Genomic DNA, 26,385 nt, shown 5'->3' on the forward strand with positions numbered 1-26,385 from the left:
CGGCCCGCCCCGCACTCCCCCTATTCGCGCAGCCCGATCGCTTCGATCGGCTTGGCGCGCAACGCGACCCGCGTCGCGATCCCGATCGCCAGCATCCCCAGCAGCACCGCGCCGCCGGTGATTCCGAAGTAGACGGACAGCGGCCCGGACGGGAGCGGGTTCCCCCGCAGCCCGATGTTGAGGAAAGCCAGCGGCAGCACCGCGACCAGCGTCCCGAGCACCACCGCGATGCCGACCGTGGCCAGCGCCTCGAGCCGCATCATGCGGGTCACCTGGCGGCGGGTCGTGCCGACCAGCCGCAGCAGCGCGAATTCGCGGCTCCGCTGCGCCGTCGTCAGGACGAGCGTGTTGGCCACCGAAATCGCCAGGTACCCCACGATGACGCCGACCGCGACGAGGTTCAGGGAGAACTGCGCCTGCCGGTCACCGCTTTCCGGCGCGGACGCCGACGCCGCCGGGGCCACCACCAGGCCCGGGTACGGGAGCTCGCGCAGGGCCGCGGCCACCGCGTCCGCGTCCGCCCCGGGGTCGCGCCGGACCAGCACCGAATCGTCGAGGCGGCCGCCGGTGTGCTGCCGCGCCAGCTCGGCCGGCAGCACGAAGTCGCCGAACGCCAGGTCGTGCGTGTACGTGGCCACCAGCCGCAGCTTCGCGGGCACGCCGTCGCCGAAGTAGAACTCCACCTCGTCGCCGGGCTTCTTGCCGAGCCAGTCCGCTTCCGAGCGGCTCAGTGCCACGGTGTCGCCGGTCAGGTCGGTGAGCCGCCCGGCGTCGACGCCGAGTTCGAGCGCGCCCCCGGCCTGATCGCCCGCCAGACCCTGCGCCGGTTTCCGCTGGACGTCGACGCTGTCGCCGACGGTGGCCGCGATCAGCACGGACGTCCGGACCACCGGCGTCGCCACGGCCACGCCCGGTACCCGCCGGGCCGCCGCGGCGACCTCCGGCGAAACCCCGGCCGGGCCGGCGAGGACGTAGTCCGCGGTGGTCGAGCGTTCCGCCTCCTGCCGCGCGGCCTCCGTGCTCGACGTCTGGCTGTAGAACGTGGCCAGCGCGAACGCGACCGCCAGCATCAGCGGGGTCACGGCCGCCGCGACCCGCCGGGCGCCGGCGTGGGCGTTCGCGCCGGCCAGGTAGCCGCTGATCCGCCAGACCCGCGCCAGCACCGGCGCGAGGAACCGGACCACCAGGCCGGTCACCTGCGGGCCGACCACGGCCAGCCCGATCACGACGACGAGCGTCGCCATCGTCGAGATCGCCGTCGCCACGTCGCCGCGGAGGACCAGCGGGACCAGCGCGCCGCCGAACCCGGCGAGCACCAGGCCCCAGCCGGTGAGCAGCCGGGCGCGGCCGAGCTCGCGGCGTTCGACCGCGGCCTCGGTCAGCGCCTCGACCGGGTTGATGGTCGAGGGCCGCCGCGACGCCGCCCAGGCGGCCAGCCGGGCCGTCCCCAGGCCGAGCAGGACCGCGGCGGCGAGCGGGATCGGGCTGATCGCGAGCCCGAAGTCGGCGGGCACCACGCCGATCGCGGCGAAGGCGTCCCGCAGCCCGGACGCGACCGCGAGCCCCAGCCCGCTGCCGAGGACACCGGCGACCAGCGCGATCAACGTCGTCTCGGTGCCGATGAGCTTGCGGATCTGCCGAGGGGTCGCCGCGACCGCGCGCAGCAGCGCGAATTCGCGGCGGCGCTGGTTGATGGTCAGCGCCAGCGTGCTCGCCACCACGAACACCGCGACGAGCAGCGCGAAGCCGCCGAACGAGCCCGCGATCACCAGCAGGAGCGTCCGCGTCTGGCTGACGTCGAGGAACTCGATGCTGCTGCGCTCGACGCCGGTGGTGACCTCGGTGCCCGGCGCGACGGCGCGCACGCGCTCGGCGAGGGTCTCCGGTGCGACCCCGGGATCGGCCAGCACGCCGATCGCGTGCGCCTGCCCGGGCCGCCCGGCCAGCTCCGCGGCCTTCTCCGGGGTGAAGAACAGCGCCGCCTGCCGGGACATCGCGCCGACGACCCCGCTCACGCGGAACTCCGACGGCGTCGAGCGGGTCGAGATCCGCACCTGGTCGCCGACGCCGACCCCGGCGTCCCGCGCCAGCGCGGCGTCGAGCACGACTTCGCCGGGTCCGGCGGGAGCCTGGCCCGCGCTCAGCGTGAAGGGCGCCAGCGCGGCGGCGTCCCAGTTGTGGCCCAGCGACTGCGTGCCGCCGAGCACCCGGCCGTCGCCGGTCACGACCTGTGCCGGGAAGCTCTGCTCCGCCACCGCCGCGCGCACGCCGGGCAGCCCGGCGAGCCGACCGGCCAGCTCGGCCGGGACCGCGGGCTGCTCGCCGACCTGCTCGAAGGAGAGCGCGTCGGCGCCGGGCGGGCGCACGGTCTGGGCGCCGCCGACGACGACGGCCGCGGCGGCGTACCGCTGCGTGGGGACCCCGGCGCGCAGGCCGGACTCCATGAGGACCCCGCAGGCCGCCACGAGGGCGGTTCCGCACAGGATCGCGATGAAGGCGCCGGCGAACCCGCCGAGCCTGCTCCGGATCGTCTGCCAGGCGAGGGACAGCACGGTCACCACTCCCCGAGGTGCGTCATGCGCTCCGCGACCCGCTCGGGGGTCGGGTGCGGGAGGTGGCCGGCCAGCTTGCCGTCGGCCAGGAACAGCACGCCGTGCGCGGCCGAGGCCGCGACCGGGTCGTGGGTGACCATCAGGACGGTCTGCCCCATGCCCTCGACGACGTCGCGGAGCAGGTCCAGCACCTGCCGCCCGGTGCGGGTGTCGAGCGCGCCGGTCGGTTCGTCGGCCAGCACCACCTCGGGCCGGGTGACGAGCGCCCGCGCGATCGCGACGCGCTGCTGCTGCCCGCCGGACAGCTCGGCGGGCCGGTGCTCCAGCCGTTTCGCGATCCCCACGCCTTCGACGACCTCGCGCAGCCACCTCGGGTCCGGCTTCTGGCCGGCCAGCCGCAGCGGGAGCGTGATGTTCTGCAGCACGTTCAGCGCCGGCAGCAGGTTGTAGGCCTGGAAGACGAACCCGATCCGGGTGCGCCGGAGCCGGGTCAGCTCGCTTTCCTTCAGCCCGCCGATCTCGGTGCCGCCCAGCAGCACCCGCCCCGACGTCGGCCGGTCCAGGCCGGCCGCGCAGTGCAGGAAGGTGCTCTTGCCGGAGCCGGAGGGCCCCATCACCGCGGTGAACGTGCCGCGGGCCACGCCCGCCGAGACCCCGTCGAGCGCGGTGACCGCGCCGTCGCCGGAGCCGTACACCTTCCGCACGCCGGCCAGTTCCACGGCATACGCTGTCGTCATCGTGTTCCCCTTCGCTTGCGTCCCAACGAAAACTAGGCGGGCCGGGGCGGGGGTTCGATCCCGTGGACGGGTGGATCGGGGGTAGCGCCAGCACCACCACGGCGGTGGGGTGGGACACTGGCGGCGTGACGACCCGCCTGCGCGAGTGCTGGTCGGCGGCTCGTTACCTCCTGGTCGGCGCCGGCACCTCGCTGCTGTCGATCTTCGCCCTCATGGGCCTCTTCGCCGTGCTCCTGCTGTGCCCGTTCGGCGTCGGGATCCCCTCGCTGGCCCCGGCGATCCGGCTGTCGCGGTGGCCGGTCGGGGTCGACCGCCGCCGGGCCGCGCGGGCGCTCGGCGAGCCGATCCCCGAGCCCTACCGGGACGGCTCCCCGCTGAAGGACCCGGCCACCCGCCGCGACCTCGCGTGGCTGGCGATCCACGCGGCGACCGGGGTGTTCCTCGGTTCGCTGGCGATCGGGCTCCCGCTCGGCGTGGTCCAGCAGCTCGTCACGGCGTTCGTGTGGCCCGCGGTGCCGGGCGGGATCGAGGGTTCCGTCGGGCTGGTGGTGAACTCGTGGCCGCGCGCCGGGCTGACGCTCCTCGTCGGCGCCGCCTTCGCCGCGCTCACCCTGCTCCTGCCGCGGCTCGCGCGCTGGCAGGCCCGCACCGCGCGGTCGTTGCTCGCCCCGGCCCCGGGCGTGGTCCTCGCCGACCGCGTCGCCGAACTGACCGCGACCCGCGCGGCCGCGCTGGAGGCGCACGGCGCCGAGCTGCGCCGCATCGAGCGCGACCTGCACGACGGCACGCAGGCCCGGATCGCGGCGGTCGTGCTGCAGCTGGGCATCGCCGGCCAGCTCTACGAGCGCGACCCGGCGACGGCGCGCGAGCTGCTGGTCAAGGCCCAGGACACGGCGACCGACGCGCTGGCCGAGCTGCGCACGGTGGTCCGCAGCATCCACCCGCCGCTGCTGAGCGAGCGCGGCCTGGCCGGCGCGGTCCGCGCGCTGGGCGAACGCAGCCCGGTCCCGGTGACGGTCACGGTCACGGCGGACACCGGGCGCCCGGCCGCGGTGGAGGCGGCCGCGTACTTCGTCGTCGCGGAGGCGCTGGCCAACGTGACCAAGCACGCCGACGCGTCCCAAGTGGACATCACGCTGAGCGGGCCGCCCTCGGTGCTGCGCTTGGAGGTCCGCGACGACGGGCGCGGCGGCGCGGACGAAAACGGCGGGAGCGGGCTGGCCGGGATCCGCCGCCGCGCCGAAGCCTTCGACGGAACGCTGAACCTGACGAGCCCACCGGGTGGGCCGACCGTGCTGCGAGTGGAGCTGCCATGCGGGTCGTGATCGCCGAGGACGACGCACTGCTGCGCGAAGGGCTCGCGTTGCTGCTGAAGACGTCGGGCATCGAGGTGGCCGCCGCGGTCGACAACGCCGAGGACTTCCTCGCGTTCGTCGAGCACGACCGCCCGGACGCGGTCGTGATGGACGTGCGGATGCCCCCGACCCACCGCGACGAAGGGCTGCGCGCGGCCGTGCGGGCCCGCGAAATCCACCCGGGCCTGCCGGTGCTGGTGCTGTCCGCGCACGTGGAGACGAGCTACGCGGTCGAGCTGCTCGCGGACGGCGTCGGTGGGGTCGGGTACCTGCTCAAGGAACGCGTCGGCAAGGTCGAGCGGTTCATCGACGCGCTCCAGCGGGTCGCGAAGGGCGGCACGGCGATGGACCCCGAGGTGATCGGCCAGCTGATGGCCCGCCGCCGCGCCGCCGATCCGCTGGCCGCGTTGACCGCCCGCGAGCGCGAAGTGCTGGCGCTGATGGCGGAGGGCTACAACAACGGCACGATCGCCGAGCTCCTCGTCGTCAGCGACGGCGCGGTGCTCAAGCACATCCGCAACATCTTCGCGAAGCTCGGCCTGCCCTCCGACGAAGGCGGGCACCGGCGGGTGCTGGCCGTGCTGGCGTACCTGCAGCGGGATGCGGGGTAGCGCAGGCACCACCCCACATCCGGGTGCTGACGGCATCGATCCGCCGGCCGCGCGGCCTTAGCGTTTCCGGCATGACGAACGAAATCCGCACCACCACCGCCGCCGCTCCCGTCCTCCTTTGGCTGGTCCTGCTCGTCAGCGGGGCGGCGAACGCCGCCGGCCCGCTGATCGGGCTGGACTTCACCGTCCGGATGGTGGCCGGCGGCGTCGCGATCGTGGCGATCGCGGGGTTGATCACCCACTACGTCCGGCGGCGGAAGGCGTAGCTCGTGAGGGCCGCCGCGACCAGGGCGGCGGCGGGCCAGAACGGGTTCGCCACCGCCCCGGCGAGCAGGGGACCCGCGGTGGCGCCGGCGTTGAGCGCCGCGGTCGCGTAGGCGCCCTTCATCGTCGGGGCGCCCTCGGCCAGCCGCAGGATCCGGGCGATCACCGTGCCCCCGACCGCGAACGCCAGCGCGCCTTGGGTGAACGCCAGTGCCACGAGCACGGCCGGGACGTGCGCGGCCAGCGCCAAGGCGACCCAGCCGGCGAGCAGCAGCGGACCGCCGGCGGCGAGGACCCGGCCGGGCCACCGGTCGGCCAGCCGCCCGGCCGAGGTGATCCCGGCGAAACACCCCGCACCGAACGCGGCGAGCACCACCGGCACCGGCGCGACGCCTTCGGCCACCGGCGCGAGGTAGGTGAAGACGCCGAAGGTGGCCGCGTTGACGAGCGCGCCGACCAGGAGCACCCCGGACAGCGGCCGCAGCACGGCCAGTTCGGCCCGCAGGCCGGCCGGCTCGGCGTCCGCCGCGGTGTCGGGAATCCACCAGAGCGCGGCGAAGGCGGGCAGGCACAGCAAGGCGACGACCCAGAACGCCGGCCGCCACCCGAGCAACGCCCCACCGGGGATGCCGACGGCGCACGCCACCGTCGTGCCGCTCAGCAAGACGGCGAGCGCCCGGCCGGGCCGGGCCACGGCGGTGGCGACGGTCAGTGCGACGGCGAGGAACCCCGCGTTGGCGACCGCGGCCACGAGCCGCGTCGCGACGAGGACGCCGAACGACGTCGTGAGCGCACCGGCGACGTGCACCGCGACGAAGACGGCGAGGAAGCACAAGAGCGCGGTGCGCCGCCGCCACGACCGCGAAAGCGCGGCCATCACCGGCGCCCCGGCGACCATGCCGGCGGCGAAGGCGGACGTCAGGTACCCGGCTTGCGCGAGCGAGACGTCCAGGTCGGCGGCGATGCCGGGCACGAGCCCGGCGAGCATGAATTCGGACGTACCCATGGCGAAAACCGCCACGGTGAGGAGGTACAGGGGCACGGAAGCTCCAGGGAACACGAGATCGACAGGACGATTTCGTGGTCACCCGGTGACCCGGGAACGGGAAGTTATCGGACCACCGGGAAGACCGGCGGCCCGACCCTGGACGCTTCGGGGCTCGACACGGGTTCGACCCTACCGCGAAACGGCTAGCGAAACGGCGTGCAAGTCCGATGTCCCCCATAGCAGTCGCGAATCCAGGGGGGTGTCACGATGCCGTACTTGCGCATTCATTTCACCGAAGTCGACCTGGGCCGCACCCGGCTCGCGTCGCGGATCGACCACATGTGGGAGATCGTCAACGCGGTGCAGTTGCTGCAGCACCGGGAGGGTGGCCTGTACTTCGACGGGTGGCGGCGGTGGGTCCGCCAGGAGGCGCTCGCCGAGCCCCGGCTGCAGCGGCTCCTGTGCACCCTCCAGCACATCGCCCCGCACGCCGAATACTTCCCGGATTTCCTGACCCCGGCCGGCGGTTTCGACGACCTCGGCGACGCGCTCGACGCCGTGGTGTCCGTGCCGAAGTCCCGGCTGCGGACGGAAATGGCGTTGCTGGGCTGCGAATCGGCGCCGTCGCGGGCCATCGCGGACGGCGGGGCACCCGCCCTGCACGGGTTGCGTGCCGCGCTGGGCGGGTTCTACCGGGCGGCCGTCCAGCCGCGGCTCGAGGTGGTCGAGGCCGCCCGGCACGCCGATCTCGCCCACCGGATGCACACGCTCCTGCACGACGGCGTCGAGGCGATGCTGACCGGGATGGCACCCGGTGCGGTCTGGGAGCCGCCGGTGCTGAGGCTGCCTTACGTGGTCGACAGCGACCTGCCCCTCGCCGGCCGGGGGCTGCGGCTCGTGCCGTGCTACTTCTCGTTGCAGGGCCCGGTCGCGCTCGCCGATCCCGGACTGCCGCCCACGGTGGCCTTCCCCCTGGATCCCGCCACCCGGCTGCTCGCCGCGGAACGCCGTCCGGGCGACCACCTCGGCGCGCTGGTCGGCACCACCCGCGCGGCCATCCTGCGGCTGGTGCTGGACGGCTGCAGCACCCGCGAGCTGATCCGCCGGACCGGGGTGGCGCCGGCGACGATCACCCACCACACGACGATCCTGCGCGACGCGGGCATGATCGCCACCCAGCGCGACGGCGCCGTCGCGTCGCACCACATCACCCCGCTGGGCTTGCGAGTGCTGCACCGGACCGGGTGACCCCCCGGCTTTCGACGAGGATCGAACGCCCCGTTCCGGACCCCGCCGCGCGGGGAAACTGCGGGCGTCCCAACCGAAGACCCTGTCGGACAGGGGGGAGAAGAGGACGTGAGAATGCGGATCACACGGGGAATCGCCAGGGGTGCCGTCTACGGGGCCATGATCGTTTCCGCGCTGATCGCGGCGCCGGCGGCACAGGCGGCACCCAGCGCCACGCCGTCCGCCGCGGCGAGCGTGCCCGACCAGCGGCTGCACCCGCCGGCGGTCCACCCGTTGGTGGCGTGCGGTTACTACTCGGGCAAGGTGGAGACCGTCCGGGGCAACACGGGCAACCGCGTCCGTGAGGTGCAGTGCCTGCTGCTGTACTGGGGCTACAGCGTGGGTTCGTCGGGCGTCGACGGTGATTTCGGCCCGGCCACGGAGGCGGCGGTGAAGGCGTTCCAGGCCGACACCTACGGCGTCTGCGGCCCGCCCGGCCTGGTCAGCGACGGCCGGGTCGGCAAGCACACCTGGAGCGCGCTGCGCGCCCCGGACAGCTGCCCGACCGAGTAACGGGATCGGGCCGGCCCCACCGCGTGCGCGGGGCCGGCCCGAGCGGCGGTCAGACCCGCGGCTCGTCCTCGATCACCCCGACCTGGCCCGGATCCGCCGGCGCCGGCATGTGCCGGATGCTGTCGCTGCCCTTGTGGTCGTGGGCGCGGTCGTGCCGGGAATCCAGTACCCGCAGCAACTTGTGCGCCGCTCCGGCGTAGGCGTCGTCCACAGTGGTCGCGTGGTGGGTGACCGCGACCGGTTGTTTCCCACCGGGCCGCGCTTCGATCACGCACTTCTTGTCGTCCGGCTTGCCACCGCCGTCTTCGCTGAGGTGCACCTCCACCCGGGTCAACCACCCGCCGAACCGGGAGAGGCTGCTCTCCAGGTCGGTGGACACGAAGGTGGCCAGCCGCTCGCCGCCGTGGACGTTGTGGTCGGTGTTGACCTGGATCTGCACGAGCACCCTCCGAAGCTGGACAACGCTGAAACCGCTCAGTACCACGAGAACGGCGGAGTCAAACGGTCCGCGGTTCCCCCGGCGTCACTCCGGTGGCCGGAAGCCGCCGAGCTCCGGCTCGAGCAGTTCGGCCAGCCGCAGCGGGGTGCGGTCCTCGAACATCGGGCCGAGGAGCTGCACCCCCACCGGCAGGCCCTCGGGGGACCGGCCGGCCGGGATCGCGGTGGCGGGCAGGCCGGGCATGGTGGCCAGGCCGGCCCAGACGAGCTGGTCGAAGTACGGGTACGCGACGCCGTCGACGTCGATCCGCCGTTCCATCGGGTTGGGGTGGTGGTCGTGCGGGAACGCCGGCGTCGGCGTGATCGGGCACACCACGGCGTCGAACTCGGCGAAGAACCGCCGCCAGCTTTGGCGGTGGAGTTCCCGGCCGTTGTTCGCCTCGAGCCACTCGTGGTGGCTGAAGGCCATCGCGCGCAACCGCACGGCGTCCAGGCCGGTGGCCCGGGATTGCAGCTCCGCCAGCGATTCGATCGGGAACCGCGCGATCGCACCGGAAATCAGCAACTGCATGTAGAGCGTCGCGGCTTCGGCCAGATCGGGCAGCAGCGGGCTGTGCCGTTCGACGCGCGCGCCGGCCTCGGCCAGTGCGCCGGCCACCCGGTTCACGCCCGCCCGCACCGCCGCTCCGGTCGGGATGAGCGGATGGTCTTCGATGACCAGGACCCGGAAGTCGCCGAGCCGCTCGTGGCGCGCGGGCGGCAGCGTCACGTCGTACGCCTTGCCGTGCGTCAGCGGGTCCGGCCCGGCCATGACGTCGAGCAGCAGCGTGAGGTCGCGGGCGGTGCGGGCCATCGGACCGGCGACGGCGAGGTCGAGCTCGACCGGCAACGCCGGCGCGAGCGGCGGGACCATGCCGCGGGTCGCCACCAGCCCGAGGGTCGGCTTGTGCGCGTGGATGCCGCAGAAGTGCGCGGGGGTGCGCAGCGAACCGGCGAGGTCGGACCCGATGGACAGCGCGCCGAACCCGGACGCCAGCGCCGCCGCCGAGCCGCCGGAGGACCCGCCCGACGTGCGCTCGGGGTCCCACGGGTTGGTGGTGGTGCCGTAGATGTCGTTGAAGCTCTGGATGTCCTGCAGTCCCAAGGGGACATTGGTCTTGCCGAGCACGACCGCGCCCGCGGCCTTGAGCCGCGACACCTGCACGGCGTCCTCGGCGGGGACGAAGTCGCGGTGCTGCGGCATGCCCCAGGTGGTGGGCAGGCCGGCCATGTCGTAGGACTCCTTGACGGTGACCGGAATCCCGAGCAGCGGCCGGTCTTCACCGCGGGCAAGCGCTTGGTCGGCGTCCCGCGCGGCGGCCCGCGCACGGTCGAAGTCCGGCACGCAGATCGCGTTGACCCCCTTGTCATCCCGCTCGATGGCGGCGATCGCGTCGTCGGTCAGCTGCGTCGAAGTCACTTCACCGGCACGCAAAGCGGCCGCGAGTTCTCCGGCCGATCGAAAGTTCCACTCCATGAATTCGACACTATGGGGCCTCCGTGGGAGCCACAAAATGCGAATTCACGCAACGTGTGCAGCCGGGACACGAACAGGGGCCAACCCCGGAGCGTTCTGCCGCATCCTGCTGCACCGGGACCGAACCGGACGGCGACGTCGAGCCGCACCTGCTGCCGTACCGGCTCACCCTGCGCCCCGGCACCGAGGAGGTCACCACCTGGGAAGCGGACTACGATCCCGTGGAACGCCGGGTCGGCGAGTCCGCGTTCAAGGTCGGTGGCGTCCCCAGTACCTGTGCCAGGTCCCGCTCGACGCGGAGTTCGAGAAGCACGCGAACCAGCCCGAGCAGCCCGGCACGTTCAGCGCCAAGTACTACGGGCTGTTCCTCGGCAACGAGGTCTACCTCCTCGCCTGCCCGGCCCACTGCCACCCGGCGGCCGCGTGGCCGGTGACGCAGAACTGATAACCGGTTGATCGAACCGGCGAAGGCGTGCCACGCTCCCCGGACCCCGTCGCCGTCCGCAAGAGCTGTCGTTGACCGTCCGATCAGCACCGGCGATCGACGCCGCGTTGGCGAGGCGGCTCGTCGACTCGCAGTTCCCGCGGTGGGCCGGCCTGCCGCTGCGGCACCTCTCCCCCGCGGGCTCGGACCACGTGATCTACCGGCTGGGCGACGAACTGTCCGTCCGGCTGCCGCGTCACTCCGGGGCGATCGGGCAGGCGGAGAAGGAAGCCGAATGGCTGCCCCGCCTGGCCGCGCACCTGCCCCTCGCCGTGCCGGTTCCGGTGGCGGTGGGCGCGCCCGGTTTCGGCTATCCGTGGCCGTGGGCGGTTTCGCGCTGGCTGGACGGGGAAACGGCGACCGTCGAAGCCCTTTCCGGCTCGCACGAAGCCGCCCGCGCGCTGGCCGGGTTCCTGACCGCGCTTCACCGGTTCGGTGCCGAACCCGCCGGTGACCTCGTCGGCCCGCCGCTCGCGGCCCGGGACGGCGCGACGCGGTCCGCCATCGCGAAAGCCGGTGACGCGTTCGGCGCCGTGGCGATGACCGAGCTCTGGGACACCGCCCTCGCCGCGCCGGACTGGGGGCGGCCGCCCGTGTGGCGCCACGGCGATTTCCACACCGGCAACCTGCTGACGACCGGCGGCCGGCTCAGCGCGGTCATCGACTTCGGCGAGCTCGGGGCGGGCGATCCGGCCCTCGACCTGATCATCGCCTACACGCTCCTGTCGGCCGAGACGCGAGCCACCTTCCGCGCCGCGCTCGAGGTGGACGACGCCACGTGGACGCGCGGGCGCGGCTGGGCCCTGGCCACCGGCTTGACCGCGTACACCACCTACGCCGCGGTCGATCCCCGCGTCGCCGCGCAGACCACCCGCCAGATCACCCAGGCGCTCGCCGGCTGAACTCTTTCAGTTCCCGGCCGCCCGGAAGCTCGCCCGGTAGGCCTGCGGGCTCCGCCCCACCACCCGCTTGAACCGCTCCCGGAACGCGGTCGGCGACCCGAACCCCACCGCACCCGCGATCCGGTCCACCGGCTCCGCCGTCGCCTCCAGCAGGTGCTGCGCGCGCCGCACCCGCGCCCGCAGCAGCCACTGCAGCGGCGTCGTCCCCGTCTGCTCGCGGAACCGGCGGTTCAACGTCCGCGTGCTCATCCCCGCGTGCCCCGCGATCCCCGGCAGCGTCAGCTCCGAAGCGCAGTTCTCCTCCAGCCACGCCAGCACCGGCTCCAGCTCGGACCCGCGCGGGGCCGGCGGGGTGTCGTGCACGATGAACTGCGCCTGGCCGCCCTCGCGTTCCAGGGGCATCACCGACATCCGGGCCGCGTCGGCCGCCACCGCCGAACCGTGGTCACGGCGGACCAGGTGGAGGCAGAGGTCCAGGCCCGCCGCCGCGCCCGCCGAGCTCAGGAACTGGCCGTTGTCCACGTACAGCACGTCCGGGTCCACTTCGACCGCCGGGTGCCGGCGGGCCAGTTCGGGGGCCGCCGCCCAGTGGGTCGTCGCACGCAGGCCGTCGAGCAGGCCCGTCTCCGCCAGGATGAACGCGCCCGAGCAGATCGACGCGATCCGCGCGCCCCGCCCGGCCGCCGCGCGCAGCGCCGTCACCACCGGCTCGGGCACCGGCGGGTTCGCCGAGCGGCCCGGGACGACGATCGTGTCCGCGGTGGCCAGCCCGGTCAGGTCCCACGGGGGCCGCAGCGTGAACGCCCCCGCGTCGATCTCGGGCGCCGGGCCGCAGATGCGGACCTCGTACGCCGGCGCGCCGTCCGGCAGCCGGGTTCGCGAGAAGGTCTCGATGGGCGTCGCCAGGTCGAACGGGACGACCTGGTCCAGCGCGAGAACGGCCACGGTGTGCATGGCACCACGATAGATCGTCCACTAAGGACGGAGACTGGCCAGCATCAGGTTCGCGAAGTGCTCGCCGACCTGCTCCCCCGACAGCTCGCCGTCGGCGTGGTACCACATGCCGAGCCGGTGGATGGCGCCGAAGTGGTAGTTGATCACCAGGTCGGCCGGGACGTCGGCGCGGAACACCCCCGCCCGCTGCCCTTCGGCGACCAGGTCGCGCACGCGCTCGTGGTAGGTCCGCCGCTCGGCGCGCACCTGGACCTGCTTGGACTTCTCCAGCAGCGGGAACGACTGGAAGAACACGGTGGCCGCGTCCAGGTCCGCGATGCTCGTCACGACGACGTCGACGATGATCGCGTGCAGCCGCTCCGGCAGCGGCAGCTCGGACTTCGCGATCGTCTCCATCCGCCGCGTCTGCATCCGCAGCATCGCCGCGTAGATCTCGAAGAGCAGGTCGTCCTTGGACTCGAAGTAGTGGTAGAGACCACCCTTGGTGACGCCGGCCGCCTCGACGATCTCGCGGACCGTCGTCGCCTCGAAGCCCTTCTCGGCGAACAGCCGGACCGCCGCCCGCACGACCTTCTCCCTGACCGTCATGTCGCCACCCTATGTGAGCAGGGGGGCCGGCCCGCGGCAGCGCCGCGGACCGGCCCGTTCCTCACTTGCCCAGCAGGTTCACCTGCTCCGGGGTGGCGCGTTCACCGGTGTACGCCGTGATGGCCCCGGTACCCCGGTCGGTGACCGACGGTGGCTGGATGACCGCCGTCGTGGTGTCCGGGTTGATCTTGAAGACGTACGCGCCGGTGTAGCCGGCGTGCGACTCCTTCGAGAACCCGAACGGTGTCAGGCCCGGGCCCTTGAGCGACCCCGAGCTCATCGCTTCGACGAGCTTCTGCCGCGTCGGGTCCGGCCCGGCGGCCTTGAGCGCCTGCGCGAACGTGTAGGCCTGCACCATGCCGAACAGGACCGTGTTCGTGAACGGCTCCTTCGGGATGTACTTGTCGTGGATGCCCTTGAAGTAGGCGACCCACGGGTCGGACGTCTGGGCGACGTCCGGCAGGTAGCCGGTGCCGATCAGGCCGGCCAGCAGCTGCCCGCTGGAGACGCTGGCGCCGCCGCGCTTGGCGAAGTCCTGGAGCAGCCCGGACAGCGTCGCCGGGTCGGCGCCGATGCTGCTGACCACGAACTGCGGCTTGTACCCGATCTTCGCCGCGGCCAGGATCGACAACGCGGTGAACGCCGGGATGCACGCGCAGACGACGACCTCGGCGCCGGCCGCCTTCAACGCCGACAGCTGCGGCGTGACGTCGGTGTTCGCGCTGTCGTAGCCCTGCCGGACGACGGTCTGGTCCTTGACGAACTGGTCCAGCCCGGCCTGGGTGTCGCGGCCGACGTCGTCGTTCTGGGTGAAGTAGCCGACCTTCTTGCCCGCGAAGGTGTCCTTGATGTACTTCCCCTGGATCTTGCCTTCGCGCGTGTAGTCCACCTGGTAGCCGAAGGTCATCGGCGCCTTCTGCGGGTTGTCCCAGGCCAGTGCGCCGGACGAGACCAGCAGGTCCGGCACGCCCTCGGTGGTGAGGTAGTCGACGACCTTCGAGTGCGTCGGCGTGCCCAGGCCGCCGACGATCGCGAACACCTTGTCCTGCAGGACGAGCTTCTTCACCACCTCGACGGTCTTCGTCGGGTTGTAGCCGTCGTCCTCCACGTGATAGTCGATCTTGCGCCCGTTGACGCCGCCGCCGTCGTTGATCGCCTGGTAGACCGCGCGGGCGCCGACGGAGATCTTGCTGTACCCCGGCGCGGCCGGGCCGGTCAGCGGCTGGTGGGTGCCGATCACGACGGCGTCCTTGGTGACGCCGACGGCCGAGTCCGCGGCCTGCTGACCGCCGCCGCCGCTCTCCCCCGCGCCGCCGCACGCGGTCAGCGCCAAGGCGAGGGCGAGGAAACCCGCGCCGTACCTAGTGGTTCTCATGGTTCTCCTTCTTTTCGGCGGGTCGGCGGAGCAGCCCGCGCAGCCGGTGGAAGCCGCCCTGGATGCCGCGCGGGAAGGCGAGCACGACGACGATGAGGATCACGCCGTACACCGCGAGCGGGAGGTTGTTGGCCACGTCGGTGTTCAGGTGCAGCACGTCGGCGAGGTCTTCGGACCAGGCCTGGAAGTACACGAGCGCGACCGCGCCCCACAGCGCGCCCCACAGGGACCCGAGCCCGCCCAGCACCACGGCCGCCAGCAGGCTCAGCGACAGCGCGGGCGTGAACGACCCCGGCGCGGCGGTGCCGAGCAGGAACGCCTGCAGGCCACCGGCGAGCCCGCCGCACACCGCGCTGACCAGGAACGCGAGGATTTTCGTCCGCCCGACGGCGATCCCGCTCAGCGACGCGGCGACCTCGTCGTCGCGGACCGCGCGGAAGTCGCGCCCGAGCCGCCCGCGGACGATGTTGACCACCAGCACCAGCGCGATGAGCACGCTGAGCCAGACGATCCACGTCTGCCACCGCAGTTCCGGGACGGCACCGACCACAGCGGACGGTCTGCTGTGGACGGTGAAGCTCAACCCGTTGCTGCCGCCGAGGAAGTCCGGGAACCGGCGGGTCAGCGCGGGCAGGCCGACGGCCAGCGCGAGCGTCGCCCCGGCCAGGTACGGCCCGCGCAGCCGGGCCGCGGCGGCCCCGGCCAGCAGCCCGGCGAGCCCGCCCGCGGCCGAAGCCAGCAGCAGGTCGGCCCACAGCGGGAACGACGGCACCTTGTTCACCAGCAGCGCCACCGTGTACGCGCCGATGAACATGAACGCGCCGTGGCCCAGCGAAACCTGCCCGGTGAGCCCGGTCAGCAACGTCAGCCCCGCCACCGCGATCAGGTAGTAGCCGATCGTCGCGATCCGCAGGTTGGTGAACTCGTCGGTCACCAGCGTCAGCAGGACGACGACGGCGAAGGCGGCCAGCGCGAAGAACACGCGGCGGACCAGCGGCGGCAGCACGCGCTTCCTTTCCGGTGCGGTCACGCTGGTTCGCGGCAAACTGGTGCGCACGCTCATACCCGCCTCGCCTTCGCCCGGCCGAACAACCCGCTCGGGCGCACGGAAAGCACGATCACCAGGATCGCCAGCGCCGCGATCGTCACCATCTCCGGTCCGAAGTAGCCGGACACATAGGACAGTCCGACGCCGAGGACGAACCCGCCGGCGATGGTGCCCAAGGGGTTGTCGAGGCCGCCGAGCACGGCCGCGGTGAGCGCGTAGACGAAGACGCCGTCCAGCACGTTCGGGAAGAGGAACGGTGGCGTGGCGAGCAATCCGGCCAGCGAGCCGACGGCCGCCGCCATGCCCCAGCCGGCGGTGAGCATCAGCCCGACCCGCACGCCGAGGATGCGTGCGACGTCCGGCGCGAACGCCGCCGCGCGCATCCGCAGGCCCAGCGGCGTGTACTTGAACACGACGAGGACCAGCGCGGCGATGGCGAGCACGACCAGCACGACGAACAGGTCGTTGGCGGAGAACCGGCCGCGGAAGTCGAAGGCGTAGGGGAACGCCAGCGGCTCGTTGGACCAGATCATGCCCGCGATCGCCTGCAGCACCAGCAAAAGGCCGAGCGTGACGATGATCGAGCTCAGCTCGGAGCGGTGCCGCAGCGGCCGGATCAGCAGCCGTTCGGTGGCGACGCCCAGCACGGTCCCGGCGACGATCGCGACGGCGAACCCGAGCCAGTAGCTGCCCGTCGCCTTCGTCACCGAGTACGCGAGGTACGTCGAGATCAGCGCGAGGGCGGGCTGCGCGAAGTTCACCACCCGGGTGGCCCGGTAGATGATGACCAGGGCGAGCCCGAGCGCCGCGTACACCGCGCCGGCCGAGATCCCGCCGAGGGTCAGGTCGAAGAAGTCTTGCATGCCGGACCGTTCACCTCCGTTTTGGACGCCTCAGAAGCCGAGGTAGGCGTGGCGCAGGCCGTCGTCGGCCAGCAGTTCCGCCGCGGTGTCGACGGCGACGACCTTGCCGAGCGCGAGCACGTACCCGCGGTCGGCGATGGACAGCGCGCTGTGCGCGTTCTGCTCGACGAGCACGACGGTCAGCCCGGTCGAAGCCCGCAGGTCGCGCAGGATCCCCATGATCCGCGCGGTGATCAGCGGCGCGAGCCCCAGCGACGGCTCGTCCAGCAGCAGGAGCGCGGGCCTGCTCATCAGCGCGCGGCCGATGGCGAGCATCTGCCGTTCACCGCCCGAGAGCGTCGACGCGGGTTTCGCCGAACGTTCCGCCAGCGGCGGGAAAAGCTCGTAGACCTCGTTGCGCGCGGCGGCCCGATCGGCGCGGTCGCGCCGCCACAGCGCCCCCAGCCGGAGGTTCTCGTCGACGGTCAGCTCGGTGATCACGCCGCCGCCTTCGGGCACGTGCGCGACCCCGCCGCGGGCGATCCGGTCCGGCGCCCGCCCGGTGAGTTCCGTGCCGTCCCAGGTGATCCGCCCTTCGCGGGCGGGCTGCAGGCCGCTGATCGTGCGCAGCAGTGTGGTTTTGCCGGCCCCGTTCGCCCCGAGCACGGCGGTGATCCCGCCCCGCTCGACGCGGATGCCGACGCCGTCGAGCGCGCGGACGGCGCCGTAGGCCACGGAAAGGCCGTCGATCTCAAGCACGGGGCGCCTCCTCGGCGGGGTCGCCGAGGTAGGCCTCGGTCACACGGGGGTCGGCCTGGATCTCGGCCGGCGTGCCCGCCGCGATCACCTCGCCGAAGTTCAGCACCACGACCCGGTCGCAGACCTGCATGACCAGGTCCATGTGGTGTTCGACGAGCACGACCGCCATGTGCCGCCGCAGCGAAAGGATCAACGTCGACAGCTCGACGAGCTCGGCGGCCGAGAGCCCGCTCGCCGGTTCGTCGAGCAGGAGCAGGTCGGGTTCCGCCACGAGCGCCCGCGCCAGCGCGACGCGTTTCCGCACCCCGTAAGGCAGAACGCCGGGCAACCGGTCGGCGAGGTCGGCGATCCCCAGCTCCCCCAGCGTCGCCCGAGCCCGCCCGGCGAGGTCGGCCTCGTCGCGCGCGGACCGCCCGGCCCCGGCGAGCGCCGGGAGTACCCCGGTCTTGGCGTGCCGTCCCGCACCCGCCATCACGTTTTCCAGCACGGTCAAGCCCGGGAACAGGCCGAGGCCCTGCAACGTCCGCACGATCCCGAGCCCGGCGAGGTGTTCCGGGCGCTGCCGGACGAGCGGTTCCCCGCGCCACAGCACGCGACCCGCCTGCGGCCGCACGAACCCGCAGATGACGTTGAAGAGCGTCGTCTTGCCCGCACCGTTGGGCCCGATCACCCCGACGACGGTCCCGGCGTCGACGCTCAGCCGCACGTCGCGCAGGGCCGTGAGACCCCCGAAGCGGACGGTGAGGCCGTCCACCACGAGCAGGTCCTCCCCGAGAAGCGTCATCGATGACTCTCCTGTCTCACCATGTGGACCGACCCGTACCGCGCGGTCGGTATGAAGAGGGTGGAGTGCGGCGGCGGTGAAGTCAAGGTGCGGAGCGGGGAAAGCGGTGCGGTCCGGAAATTTCACAAAGCGGACGCGCGGCGGTGGTCGGCACCGTGGACGGGCGGGCCGGTTCGGGGGTGGGGCGGCGGGTTGCGCGAGGGTCGCGAATGACTCATTCGGGACCGCAGAGGTCGCGAATGAGTCATTCGCGACCGTGGAGGCCCCCGGCTGACACGAGGTCGCGCGGGTTCCGCCTGAGCCGCGCGGAGCCGCGCCGGTCGCGCCCCGGGCGGGTCGCGAGGGTCGCGAGGCCACGCGAGTCAGGCAAAGCCGCCCGGATCGAGCAAAGCTGCGCGGGTCACACCGGCCGAGCAACGTCGCCAATGACTCATTCGGGACCACACACGTCCCGAATGAGTCATTCGCGACCTCCGCGACCAGGCAGCCAAGCCGCCGGGCATGCCGAACGGGCGGGCGCACCGAGGCACACCCGCCCGTCCGCTAACCCCGGCCTCAGCCGGTACTGGCCTGCGGAGCGATCATCGACGAAGCGTCGATCTTCGTCTGCACCACACCCAGCTGCTGCAACAGGTCCGGCACCCGCTGGATCCGGCGGGCGTCCAACGTGGACCCGAACGCGGGCATCACCATCAGGCTCGCGATGTCCTGGTCCACCCGGGCGTTCTTGACGACCAGCGGCTCCACCCGGGCACGGTCCACCGCGGCGCGGGTGGCGTTGGCCATCGCGCGCTGGAACGCGGCCAGCGTCTTGGGGTGGTCCCTGGCCCACTGGGCGGTCGCGCCGTAGCCGGTCAGGGGGAACGACTGGGTGCTGCCGCTGGCGGCGTCGATCACCGGGAACGCGCCGGCCGTGCGGGCGGACTGGGTGAGGAACGGTTCCGGCTGGTAGGCGGCGTCGACCCGGCCCGCCGCCAGTGCGGCGCCCATCTCCGGCAGGGGCATCGGGACCCACGTCACCTTGGCGGCGTCGATGCCGTGGTCGCGCATCACCGACCGGGTCAGCACGTCGGACGCTGCGTTCTTCGAGCTGATCGCGATCCGCTTGCCGCCGAGGTCGTTCACGGTCTTCACCGGCGAGTTCGGCACGGTGACGACCTCGTTGCTGCGCGGGCTCGCCGAGGTCGCGTCGGCGACCAGCTTCACGTCCGCGCTGCCGCTGCTCTTCGCCAGGAAGAACAGCGTGTAGGTGGACAGCGCGAGGTCGTCCTTGCCCTCCACCATGCGGGTCAGCGTGTCCTGGCCACTGGCGCCGATGTCGGTCTGCACCTCGAGGCCTTCGGCCTTGAAGTAGCCGCCTTCCTGCGCCAGCCACAGGGTGGCGAGGTCGACGGTGGTGAGGATGGCGACCCGGATGGACGGTTTTTCGACGCCGCCGCCGGTCTTGGTCCCGCCGAGCTGGCTGCACCCGCTCAGCAGCAGGGCGGCGACGGCCAGGACGGCGAACCGGCGGCTCGAGGCGCGTCTGGGCATGGCACTCCTCGGGAAAGAATCCTTCTGCACGTGGAATCCGGCGGTTGAGCCGTGATTCGCCGGACTGTAGATGACGATTTCCGCAGCCGCAATCACGTTGCCCAGAATTGGGGGCCCGATGATCACTTGTGGAAACAAACCCACGAAGAACCCGCACACAGCGTGATCGTTGTACGCCATCCGGCCGAGCGCACTGGGACGTCTGATCGTCACCGGCACTGCTCCGAAGGCGTAAATCGCGGACACCGTAACGAACCGGATCACCGCGGAGACTCTGGGCGGCAAAGAGGGTGGAAACGATGAACGAATGGAAGTACCGGCCGCCGCTGTTGTCACCGCGGTTCGGCCACGACGTGGCGGCCGTCGGCGGCGACGTCTTCGTGCTCGGCGGCACCGACGGCACCGTCGGCTACAGCTCGGTCGAGACCCGCCACGCCCGCGGCGACGGCGAGTGGCATTACGTCAGCCCGATGCCCGTGCCGCGCGGCAACTTCGCGACCGGGGTGGTCGGCGGGATCGTCTACGCCGCCGGGGGAATCGGTCCCGGCGGGGCCGCGCTGGACGCGGTCGACCGCTACGACCCGGCACGCGACGAGTGGCACCCGGCCCCCGCGCTGCCGGTCCCGCTGGCCGCGGCCTCGGGCGCCGGGCTGGACGGCCGGTTGTACGTCGCGGGCGGCATCGTCGGGGACGCCGACCCGGACGAGCACGCCACCGACGCCGTGCACGTGCTGGACCCGGCCGACCCCCGCCCGCACTGGGTGCCGGTGGCGCCGATGCCGACCCCGCGGGCGCGGTTCCGGCTCGTGGCCACGGAAACGCACCTGTACGCGATCGGCGGCCTGCCGAGCCGCGCGCAGGACGCCCTCGCCTCGGTGGAGCGGTACTGCCCGAAGTCCGACCGCTGGGAAGCCGTGACCCCCACGCACAAGCGCCGCGGCGCGCCCGGCGCGGCGGTGGTGGGCGACAAGATCGTCGTCGTCGGCGGGGGCCCGGCTCCGGTCGACGACCCGATCGCCCGCGACCGCACGGCCGAGGTCTTCGACACCGGGACGGGCTACTGGGTGCTCCTGGGCACCCTGCTCCCCCACGGCCGGTCCTCACTGGTCTGCGCGGCGGCGTCGGCCCAGCGGATCCTCGCGATCGGCGGCAGCGCGAACACCTACGGCAGCGTCGTCACGATCCCGGACGTGCTGTCGTTGAAGCTGCCGTGACGGCGAACCGGCGCAGCCCGGGCGTGCCGGCCCCGACCGCCACCACCGCGGCGACGCACAGGAGACCGCCGCTGACCAGCGCGAACGTTCCCGAAGCGACGCCCGCCACCAGCCCGCCGCGCAGGTTGCCGACGTCCGGGCCCGCCTGCCCGACGATCTGCTCCGCCGCCGCCACCCGGCCGAGCAGCGCGTCCGGCGTGTTCAGCTGGACCAGCGCGCCGCGCGAAACGACCGAGACCGTGTCCGCCGCGCCCGCCAGCACCAGGCACGCCAGCCCGAGCCACGGGCTCGGCGCCAGCCCGAACACCGTCAGCGCGACACCCCACGCCGCCGAGCCGGCGAGCATCACCAGCCCCGGCCGCGGCAGCCGGGTGAACGCCCCCGAGAACACCGACGCCGCCACGCCGCCGACCGCGATGGCCGAGAGGAACAAGCCCAGCGTGCGCGGGTCGCCACCGAAGTGCTCCTCGTTGACCAGCGGGAACAGGCTGATCGGCATCGACAGAACGGTCGCGGCGAGATCGGTGAGCAGTGCCCCGCGGACGACCGGCGTCCGGACCAGGAACGCCAGGCCGTCGAGGACGCCGTGCAGTCCCGGCCGCGACGGCTCGCCGTCCGGGCGCATCGGGGGCAGGCCGAAGACGCCGTAAAACGCCAGCCCGAACGTCAGCGCGTCGACGACATAGCAGCCGCCGACGCCGAGCCAGCCGAGCAAGAGCCCGCCGAGCGCCGGGCCCAGCAACATGGCGCCCTGGAAGGCGATGCGGTCCAGCGCGAGCCCCGCGGGCAGTTGCTCCGGCGGCAGCAGCCGCGGGATGAAGGTGCGCCCGGCCGGCCCGCCTCCCGCGACGAAGCACGACTGGACGGCGACCAGCCCCAGCACCAGGAGCACCGGCGCACCGCCGACGATCCCCTGCACGGCCAGGAGCACCGAACAGCCCGCCTGCCCCGCCGTCGTGACGAGGGCGAACTTCCGCCGGTCGACGCGGTCCACGAGCGTCCCGGCGAACAACCCGAACACGATGACCGGCAGGGCCTGCGCGAGCCCGACGGCACCGGTCCACACGGTGCTGCCGGTCTGCTCCCAGACCTGGAACATCACGGCGACGAGCGTCATCTGGCCGCCGAAGCCGGAGAAGACGCGGCCCAGCCAGAGCCGCCGGAACGCCGGGGAAGCGCGCAGCGGGGAGATGTCGACGAGGGCTCGGCGCACGAAGCAAACTATAACAGCGCTTATACGTTTCCTGGGCCGGTAGTGAAGGGAAGTGGTTTGGAAGTCGCGTCCGGCAGCATCTGCCGCACCCCGAACGCAAGAGGAGTCACCATGAGAGCCGGTGCAATCCAGGCCGTCATCGGCACGGCCGTCCTGGGGGCGGTCGTCCTCGCACCCCCCGCCGAAGCGGCCGGAACCGGGGCCCAGACGGTGGCGGCGAGCTGCACCGCGGGCCCGTTCCGCGGCACCGTCTCGGTCACCTACCAGCCGGTCGGCACGACCGAGTACCACCCGGGCGTCGCCACCATCGGCGGCGGCCCGTACATCGGCGACTCGGCGACGTTCGTCCTCGACGTCTCCTACGTCGACGCGGGCGCCCCCAAGACCGTCTACGCCGGCACGTTCACCGGCCAGGCGGGCACGAAGCTGAGCGTCCACCTGCCCGACGACGTCAAGGTCCCGGTGGACGCCCCGAGCTACGCCTCCGTCGCGTTCGACGGCGGCGCGAGCCCCTGCACGGCCAGGGCGGAGATCAGGTAGGCCGACCGCAGGACGGCGTCGCGCAGCAGCGCGGCGCTGTCCTGGGCCCGCGCCGGGACCAGCACGAACCCGGCGCTCGTGTGCTCGCCCCAGCCGGTCATCACGTGCGGCTCGCCGAACCCGCGGATCGGGCACGGCAGCGGGGGCGCCGCCGGCACGTGCGCGTCGCTGACCAGCAGGCTCACGTCGGCGCGCGCCGCCTGCTCCGGCACCGCGCGCGCGGCCCGGTCCGGTGGTGCCTGGTGCGCGACGACGAGCGCCCGCGGAACCCCCAGTCCCGCGGCCACCCGCCGCTGCGCCAGCCGGTAGGCGACCAGCGCGCCGAGCCCCGCACCGAACAGCACGTGCGGCCCGGCGAGCACGCCGGCCAGTTCCGCGGACAGCGACTCGACGAGCAGCCACATGTCCCGGTACGGGTGCTCGTCGTGGCGCTCGCCCCGCCCGGGCAGCTCGACGACGTGCACCGCGATCCTCGGGTCGCGCCAGGCCCGGTAGCGGCCGGCGGCCTCACCGGCGTCCGGGAAACAGACGAACAGCAAGCGCTCCGGATCATCGGTGTCCACCCGTGGCCTCCCTTCCAACGTGTCCGCGGTTGCCAATCCGGCCTAAAGCAGGCCGGCCCATCAGCGGCGCGCAACCGTCGCCGCCCAAGTCATCCGGCCGTGACTGTGGTCGGATTGGCAACGATCGGCACAAGTAGGGTCGTCGATGGCACTTCCGTTCCGCTTCGGTCCGCCTTCTGGGGGCAACACGTGCGCTACCGCCTGCTCGGGCCGGTCACGGTCCTCGGCGACACGGGTGCGTTCCGGCCCGGTGGCCAGAAACAGACGTCCGTACTGGCCGCGCTCCTGCTCAACCCGAACCGGGTGGTCACCGAAGACCGCCTCATCGACCTGACCTGGGGCGAAAACGCGCCGCCGAGCGTCCGCGGGCGGCTCCAGGTGCACATCTCGGAGCTGCGGAAGCTCCTCGGCCGCGACGTCATCGTGCGGCGGGCGCCCGGCTACGTCATCGAGGTCGCGCCCGGTGACCGGGACCTCGACGTCTTCGACGACGAGGTCGCGCAGGCCAGGGCCACCGCCGGGCCGGACGCCGTCGCGCACCTGCGTGCCGCGCTCGCGCTGTGGGAGGGCACCCCGCTCGGCGGCGTGAGCGAAGCGCTGGCCGAGCACGAAGGCCCGGCGCTCGCCGAACGGCGGCTCGTCGTGCTGGAGGAGCTGTACGAGCAGGAACTGGCGTCGGGGCGGCACGCCGAAGTCGTCGGCGAGCTGCGGCAGCTGGTCGAAGAGCACCCCTTCCGCGAACGGCTGCGCGCCGCGCTGATGCTCGCGCTGCACCGCTGCGGCCGCACGCCCGAAGCGCTCGAGACGTACACGCGGGCGCACGACCTGCTCGTCGACGAGCTGGGCATCGAACCGGGCCAGGCCCTGCAGGACCTGCGGATGCGGATCCTGCGGGGCGAAGGCGAGCCGGCTCCGGCGCCCGTCGCGGCCCCGGTCGCGCCGCGGCCGGCCGAGCTGCCGCTGGACGTCCGCGGGTTCGCCGGCCGCGCCCCGGAACTGGCCACGCTCGACGAACCCGGCGACGTCTGGGTGATCACCGGCACCGCGGGCGTCGGCAAGACCGCGCTCGCCGTGCACTGGGCCCACACCGCGCGGGCGCGCTACCCCGACGGCCAGCTGTACGTGAACCTGCGCGGCTTCGACGCCGACGACGAGCCGCTCACCCCCGCCGCCGCGCTCGCGCAGCTGCTGCGCACGCTCGGCGTCGACCTGCGGGACGTGCCGCCGGGCCTCGACGACCAGAGCAAGCTCTACCGCTCGCTGCTGGCCGACCGGCAGGCTCTGGTCGTGCTCGACAACGCCCGTGACGCCGCGCAGGTGCTGCCGCTGCTGCCGTCGTCGGGCCGGGTGCTGGTGACCAGCCGCCACCGGCTCGACGAGCTGGTCGCCCGCACCGGCGCCCGGTCGCTGGGCCTGGCGCAGCTGCGCGAAGACGACTCCCAGGCGCTGCTGACCGCGTTGCTCGGCGACCGGACCAGCGCCGAGCCGGAGGCGGCGGCCGAGCTGGCCCGGCTCTGCGGCCACCACCCGCTGGCCCTGCGGATCGCCGCGGCCAACACCGGGGTGGCCAGCATCGGCGAGCTGGTCGACGAGCTGCGCGGCGACCCGCTGGCCCAGCTCGGCTTCGACGGCGCCGAGGAAAGCGCCGTCGCCAAGGCGTTTTCGGTGTCCTACCAGGCGCTGGCGCCCGGGCTGCGGCAGGCGTTCCGGCTGCTCGCGCTGGTGCCGGGCGCGGACTTCACGCCGATCGCCGTGGCCGCGCTGCTGGAAGTGCCGCCCGAGGAGGCGGCGCGGCGGATCCGCGGGCTGGCCGCGGCGAACCTCCTGGAGGCGCACGCGCCCCGCCGCTACCGGTTCCACGACCTCGCCCGCCGCTACGCCGAGCAGTGCGTCCGGGCCGAAGAGGACGAAGCCGCGCGCGAAGGGGCATGGGAGCGGCTGTTCACCGGCTACTGCGCGGCCGCCGACGCCGCGGTCGCGCTGCTCGGCGCGCGGATCGTCTCGCTGCCCCGCGAGGACGCCCCGGCGGCGCCGAGCCCGATCGCGTTCGCCGACGCCGCGGCCGCCGTGGCCTGGCTCGACGTCGAGGTCCCGAACCTGTCGGCGGCGCTGCGGCAGGCCGCGACGCGCGGGCCGTACCCCGGCGCCTGGTACCTGGCCGACGCGTTGCGGCGGTTCTTCCACGACCACGGCCGCCGCGCGGAGTGGCTGGAACTGGCCCCGATCGTCCTGCGCGCGGCCCGCGACCATGGCGCCCGGCCGGCCGAGGCGCTGGTCCACCTGTCCATCGGCGGCGCGTACTTCCGCGAAGGCCAGCACGAGGCGGGCATCCGGCATTCGGAGAAGGCGGTGCTGGCCAGCCGGGCGTGCGGCTGGCGCGAGTGCGAGGCGACCGCCGTCGCGAACCTGGGCTCGATGCTGGAGTGGACCGGCCGGCTGTCGGAGGCCGTCGAGCACAGCCGCCGCGCGATCCAGCTGTTCCGCGAACTCGGCAACCGGTCGGGTGAGGCGCTCGCGCTGAACTCGCTGAGCTGCCACTACCGCCAGCTGGGCCGGCTGGAGCAGGCGGAGGACTGCCTGGTCGAAGCGATCGCGCTGGCCCGCAAGGAGGATCTGGCGTTCTGGGAGGCGGCGAACCTCGCCGACCTGGGCTGGGTGCTGCTGGCCACCGGACGGCTGACCGAGGCGGGCGAGGTCCTCGACCAGGCCCTGACGGCGTTCCGCGACCTCGGCACGAGCTTCGGCGAAGCGACGGCGCTGAACGCGGTGAGCGCCCTGCAGGTCGCCCGCGGCGACCACGACTCGGCGGCACGGACGGCCGAGGAGGCCCTCGCCTCCGTCCGCCGCGACGGCGACCGGCAGGTCGAAGCGGCGGCGTTGATCGCACTGGGCCGAGCCGAGGAAGGCCGCGGCGACCTGGGCGCGGCGGAGCGCGTCCTGCGGGAAGCCCGTGCGCTGACGGCCGAGTCCGGGCTGCGCGGCCAGCTGGCGGAGGCGGCGGCGACGCTGGCCCGGGTACTGGCCGCGGGCGGCCGGGCGGGCGAGGCGGGCGAACACGCGCGCGCGGCGCTGGACGCGGCGCGGGCGGGCGGGTTCCGCGTCGTCGAGGCGGAGGCCCTGCTGGGACTGGCCGCGGTCGAGGCCGCGGCGGGCCGGTGGCTGCTCGCCGAGGGGACGGCACGCGAGTCGCGCTCGCTGTACCGCGCGGTCGGGCACGGGACGGGGGAAGCCGTGGCCGCGGCGTTCCTCGCGGAGCTGGCCGGGCGCGCCACCGGCTGAGGTCCGAGCACCAGCCGAGCTCCTCGACGCTCCGGGCGCGCCGGGC

General features: G+C 73.4%; 24 protein-coding genes. 9 read left to right on the forward strand and 15 right to left on the reverse strand.

Going from position 1 to position 26,385, the window contains the following annotated elements:
* Positions 1-20: 20 nt before the first annotated feature.
* The gene (locus SD460_RS43075) at positions 21-2,561 is read right to left on the reverse strand and encodes an ABC transporter permease (protein ID WP_290058674.1); all 2,541 of its coding nucleotides are present in this window, start codon (positions 2,559-2,561) and stop codon (positions 21-23) included.
* On the reverse strand, positions 2,555-3,289 hold the full coding sequence (locus SD460_RS43080) for an ABC transporter ATP-binding protein (protein WP_290058672.1): 735 nt from the start codon (positions 3,287-3,289) through the stop codon (positions 2,555-2,557). The genes SD460_RS43075 and SD460_RS43080 overlap by 7 nt, the downstream gene beginning before the upstream one ends.
* A 125-nt stretch (positions 3,290-3,414) precedes the next feature.
* On the opposite strand from SD460_RS43080, the gene SD460_RS43085 reads away from it, so the two are divergent.
* From SD460_RS43085 to SD460_RS43095, 3 genes are all read left to right on the forward strand, one after another.
* Positions 3,415-4,614 (forward strand): sensor histidine kinase, encoded by a 1,200-nt coding sequence (locus SD460_RS43085; protein WP_290058670.1) that lies wholly within the window; start codon positions 3,415-3,417, stop codon positions 4,612-4,614.
* On the forward strand, positions 4,602-5,255 hold the full coding sequence (locus SD460_RS43090; RefSeq protein ID WP_290058669.1) for a response regulator: 654 nt from the start codon (positions 4,602-4,604) through the stop codon (positions 5,253-5,255). The genes SD460_RS43085 and SD460_RS43090 overlap by 13 nt, the downstream gene beginning before the upstream one ends.
* A gap of 71 nt (positions 5,256-5,326) precedes the next feature.
* Positions 5,327-5,521 carry a hypothetical protein gene (locus SD460_RS43095; protein ID WP_290058667.1) on the forward strand — a complete coding sequence of 65 codons (195 nt, stop codon included), beginning with the start codon at positions 5,327-5,329 and terminating at the stop codon, positions 5,519-5,521.
* Here SD460_RS43095 and SD460_RS43100 read toward each other — a convergent pair.
* Positions 5,497-6,525: an MFS transporter gene (locus SD460_RS43100; RefSeq protein ID WP_438860660.1), complete on the reverse strand. Its 1,029-nt coding sequence runs from the start codon at positions 6,523-6,525 to the stop codon at positions 5,497-5,499. The genes SD460_RS43095 and SD460_RS43100 overlap by 25 nt on opposite strands.
* A gap of 249 nt (positions 6,526-6,774) precedes the next feature.
* Between SD460_RS43100 and SD460_RS43105 the strand changes: the two genes are divergently transcribed.
* Together SD460_RS43105 and SD460_RS43110 are read left to right on the forward strand one after the other, a co-directional pair.
* Positions 6,775-7,755, forward strand: a complete 981-nt coding sequence (locus SD460_RS43105) for an ArsR/SmtB family transcription factor (RefSeq protein ID WP_318307647.1) — start codon at positions 6,775-6,777, stop codon at positions 7,753-7,755.
* 114 nt (positions 7,756-7,869) lie between these two features.
* The gene (locus SD460_RS43110; RefSeq protein WP_318307648.1) at positions 7,870-8,307 is read left to right on the forward strand and encodes a peptidoglycan-binding domain-containing protein; all 438 of its coding nucleotides are present in this window, start codon (positions 7,870-7,872) and stop codon (positions 8,305-8,307) included.
* A gap of 49 nt (positions 8,308-8,356) precedes the next feature.
* On the opposite strand, the gene SD460_RS43115 is transcribed toward SD460_RS43110, so the two are convergent.
* Both SD460_RS43115 and SD460_RS43120 read right to left on the reverse strand, forming a co-directional pair.
* Positions 8,357-8,752 (reverse strand): HPF/RaiA family ribosome-associated protein, encoded by a 396-nt coding sequence (locus SD460_RS43115; RefSeq protein WP_290058659.1) that lies wholly within the window; start codon positions 8,750-8,752, stop codon positions 8,357-8,359.
* Positions 8,753-8,830: 78 nt separating this feature from the next.
* Entirely contained in the window at positions 8,831-10,261 is a 1,431-nt protein-coding gene (locus SD460_RS43120; protein ID WP_290058657.1) for an amidase, read from the reverse strand.
* A 516-nt stretch (positions 10,262-10,777) separates the two neighbouring features.
* Between SD460_RS43120 and SD460_RS43125 the strand changes: the two genes are divergently transcribed.
* Positions 10,778-11,647, forward strand: a complete 870-nt coding sequence (locus SD460_RS43125; RefSeq protein ID WP_318307649.1) for an aminoglycoside phosphotransferase family protein — start codon at positions 10,778-10,780, stop codon at positions 11,645-11,647.
* Between the two features lie 6 nt (positions 11,648-11,653).
* Here SD460_RS43125 and SD460_RS43130 read toward each other — a convergent pair whose 3' ends face one another.
* The 8 genes from SD460_RS43130 to SD460_RS43165 all read right to left on the reverse strand — a co-directional run bounded on the left by SD460_RS43130 (position 11,654) and on the right by SD460_RS43165 (position 19,530).
* Positions 11,654-12,601: a GlxA family transcriptional regulator gene (locus SD460_RS43130; protein WP_290058653.1), complete on the reverse strand. Its 948-nt coding sequence runs from the start codon at positions 12,599-12,601 to the stop codon at positions 11,654-11,656.
* A gap of 21 nt (positions 12,602-12,622) precedes the next feature.
* Positions 12,623-13,189 (reverse strand): TetR/AcrR family transcriptional regulator, encoded by a 567-nt coding sequence (locus SD460_RS43135; protein ID WP_290058651.1) that lies wholly within the window; start codon positions 13,187-13,189, stop codon positions 12,623-12,625.
* 61 nt (positions 13,190-13,250) lie between these two features.
* Positions 13,251-14,564 (reverse strand): ABC transporter substrate-binding protein, encoded by a 1,314-nt coding sequence (locus SD460_RS43140; protein WP_290058650.1) that lies wholly within the window; start codon positions 14,562-14,564, stop codon positions 13,251-13,253.
* Positions 14,551-15,594 (reverse strand): branched-chain amino acid ABC transporter permease, encoded by a 1,044-nt coding sequence (locus SD460_RS43145; protein ID WP_318307650.1) that lies wholly within the window; start codon positions 15,592-15,594, stop codon positions 14,551-14,553. The genes SD460_RS43140 and SD460_RS43145 overlap by 14 nt, the downstream gene beginning before the upstream one ends.
* A 29-nt stretch (positions 15,595-15,623) precedes the next feature.
* Positions 15,624-16,475: a branched-chain amino acid ABC transporter permease gene (locus SD460_RS43150; protein ID WP_290062303.1), complete on the reverse strand. Its 852-nt coding sequence runs from the start codon at positions 16,473-16,475 to the stop codon at positions 15,624-15,626.
* Positions 16,476-16,505: 30 nt separating this feature from the next.
* Positions 16,506-17,213, reverse strand: a complete 708-nt coding sequence (locus SD460_RS43155) for an ABC transporter ATP-binding protein (protein ID WP_290062304.1) — start codon at positions 17,211-17,213, stop codon at positions 16,506-16,508.
* Positions 17,206-17,997 carry an ABC transporter ATP-binding protein gene (locus SD460_RS43160; RefSeq protein WP_290062306.1) on the reverse strand — a complete coding sequence of 264 codons (792 nt, stop codon included), beginning with the start codon at positions 17,995-17,997 and terminating at the stop codon, positions 17,206-17,208. The genes SD460_RS43155 and SD460_RS43160 overlap by 8 nt, the downstream gene beginning before the upstream one ends.
* A 555-nt stretch (positions 17,998-18,552) precedes the next feature.
* Positions 18,553-19,530 (reverse strand): ABC transporter substrate-binding protein, encoded by a 978-nt coding sequence (locus tag SD460_RS43165; RefSeq protein ID WP_290062307.1) that lies wholly within the window; start codon positions 19,528-19,530, stop codon positions 18,553-18,555.
* 299 nt (positions 19,531-19,829) lie between these two features.
* On the opposite strand from SD460_RS43165, the gene SD460_RS43170 reads away from it, so the two are divergent.
* The gene (locus SD460_RS43170) at positions 19,830-20,744 is read left to right on the forward strand and encodes a Kelch repeat-containing protein (RefSeq protein ID WP_290062308.1); all 915 of its coding nucleotides are present in this window, start codon (positions 19,830-19,832) and stop codon (positions 20,742-20,744) included.
* Here SD460_RS43170 and SD460_RS43175 read toward each other — a convergent pair.
* Positions 20,707-21,957, reverse strand: coding sequence for an MFS transporter (locus SD460_RS43175; RefSeq protein ID WP_290062309.1), 1,251 nt, complete (start codon positions 21,955-21,957; stop codon positions 20,707-20,709). The two genes, SD460_RS43170 and SD460_RS43175, sit on opposite strands and share 38 nt — an antisense overlap.
* 111 nt (positions 21,958-22,068) lie before the next feature.
* Here SD460_RS43175 and SD460_RS43180 point away from each other — a divergent pair, with 111 nt between their 5' ends.
* Entirely contained in the window at positions 22,069-22,497 is a 429-nt protein-coding gene (locus tag SD460_RS43180) for a hypothetical protein (RefSeq protein ID WP_290062310.1), read from the forward strand.
* Here the strand turns inward: SD460_RS43180 and SD460_RS43185 are convergent.
* Positions 22,434-23,060: a thioesterase II family protein gene (locus SD460_RS43185; RefSeq protein WP_318307651.1), complete on the reverse strand. Its 627-nt coding sequence runs from the start codon at positions 23,058-23,060 to the stop codon at positions 22,434-22,436. The genes SD460_RS43180 and SD460_RS43185 overlap by 64 nt on opposite strands.
* A gap of 189 nt (positions 23,061-23,249) precedes the next feature.
* Between SD460_RS43185 and SD460_RS43190 the strand changes: the two genes are divergently transcribed.
* The gene (locus SD460_RS43190) at positions 23,250-26,339 is read left to right on the forward strand and encodes an AfsR/SARP family transcriptional regulator (RefSeq protein WP_318307652.1); all 3,090 of its coding nucleotides are present in this window, start codon (positions 23,250-23,252) and stop codon (positions 26,337-26,339) included.
* Positions 26,340-26,385: the final 46 nt, after the last annotated feature.

Source organism: Amycolatopsis solani (assembly GCF_033441515.1).
In the GTDB taxonomy this organism is placed as follows: Bacteria; Actinomycetota; Actinomycetes; order Mycobacteriales; family Pseudonocardiaceae; genus Amycolatopsis; species Amycolatopsis solani.

Coding starts and splice junctions, on each gene's coding strand:
- SD460_RS43100 (WP_438860660.1), bottom strand. CDS start 6,525: ATGGGTACGTCCGAATTCATGCTCGCCGGGCTCGTGCCCGGCATCGCC.
- SD460_RS43095 (WP_290058667.1), top strand. CDS start 5,327: ATGACGAACGAAATCCGCACCACCACCGCCGCCGCTCCCGTCCTCCTT.
- SD460_RS43105 (WP_318307647.1), top strand. CDS start 6,775: ATGCCGTACTTGCGCATTCATTTCACCGAAGTCGACCTGGGCCGCACC.
- SD460_RS43090 (WP_290058669.1), top strand. CDS start 4,602: ATGCGGGTCGTGATCGCCGAGGACGACGCACTGCTGCGCGAAGGGCTC.
- SD460_RS43110 (WP_318307648.1), top strand. CDS start 7,870: ATGCGGATCACACGGGGAATCGCCAGGGGTGCCGTCTACGGGGCCATG.
- SD460_RS43130 (WP_290058653.1), bottom strand. CDS start 12,601: ATGCACACCGTGGCCGTTCTCGCGCTGGACCAGGTCGTCCCGTTCGAC.
- SD460_RS43120 (WP_290058657.1), bottom strand. CDS start 10,261: ATGGAGTGGAACTTTCGATCGGCCGGAGAACTCGCGGCCGCTTTGCGT.
- SD460_RS43160 (WP_290062306.1), bottom strand. CDS start 17,997: ATGACGCTTCTCGGGGAGGACCTGCTCGTGGTGGACGGCCTCACCGTC.
- SD460_RS43080 (WP_290058672.1), bottom strand. CDS start 3,289: ATGACGACAGCGTATGCCGTGGAACTGGCCGGCGTGCGGAAGGTGTAC.
- SD460_RS43140 (WP_290058650.1), bottom strand. CDS start 14,564: ATGAGAACCACTAGGTACGGCGCGGGTTTCCTCGCCCTCGCCTTGGCG.
- SD460_RS43150 (WP_290062303.1), bottom strand. CDS start 16,475: ATGCAAGACTTCTTCGACCTGACCCTCGGCGGGATCTCGGCCGGCGCG.
- SD460_RS43165 (WP_290062307.1), bottom strand. CDS start 19,530: ATGCCCAGACGCGCCTCGAGCCGCCGGTTCGCCGTCCTGGCCGTCGCC.
- SD460_RS43180 (WP_290062310.1), top strand. CDS start 22,069: ATGAGAGCCGGTGCAATCCAGGCCGTCATCGGCACGGCCGTCCTGGGG.
- SD460_RS43170 (WP_290062308.1), top strand. CDS start 19,830: ATGAACGAATGGAAGTACCGGCCGCCGCTGTTGTCACCGCGGTTCGGC.
- SD460_RS43135 (WP_290058651.1), bottom strand. CDS start 13,189: ATGACGGTCAGGGAGAAGGTCGTGCGGGCGGCGGTCCGGCTGTTCGCC.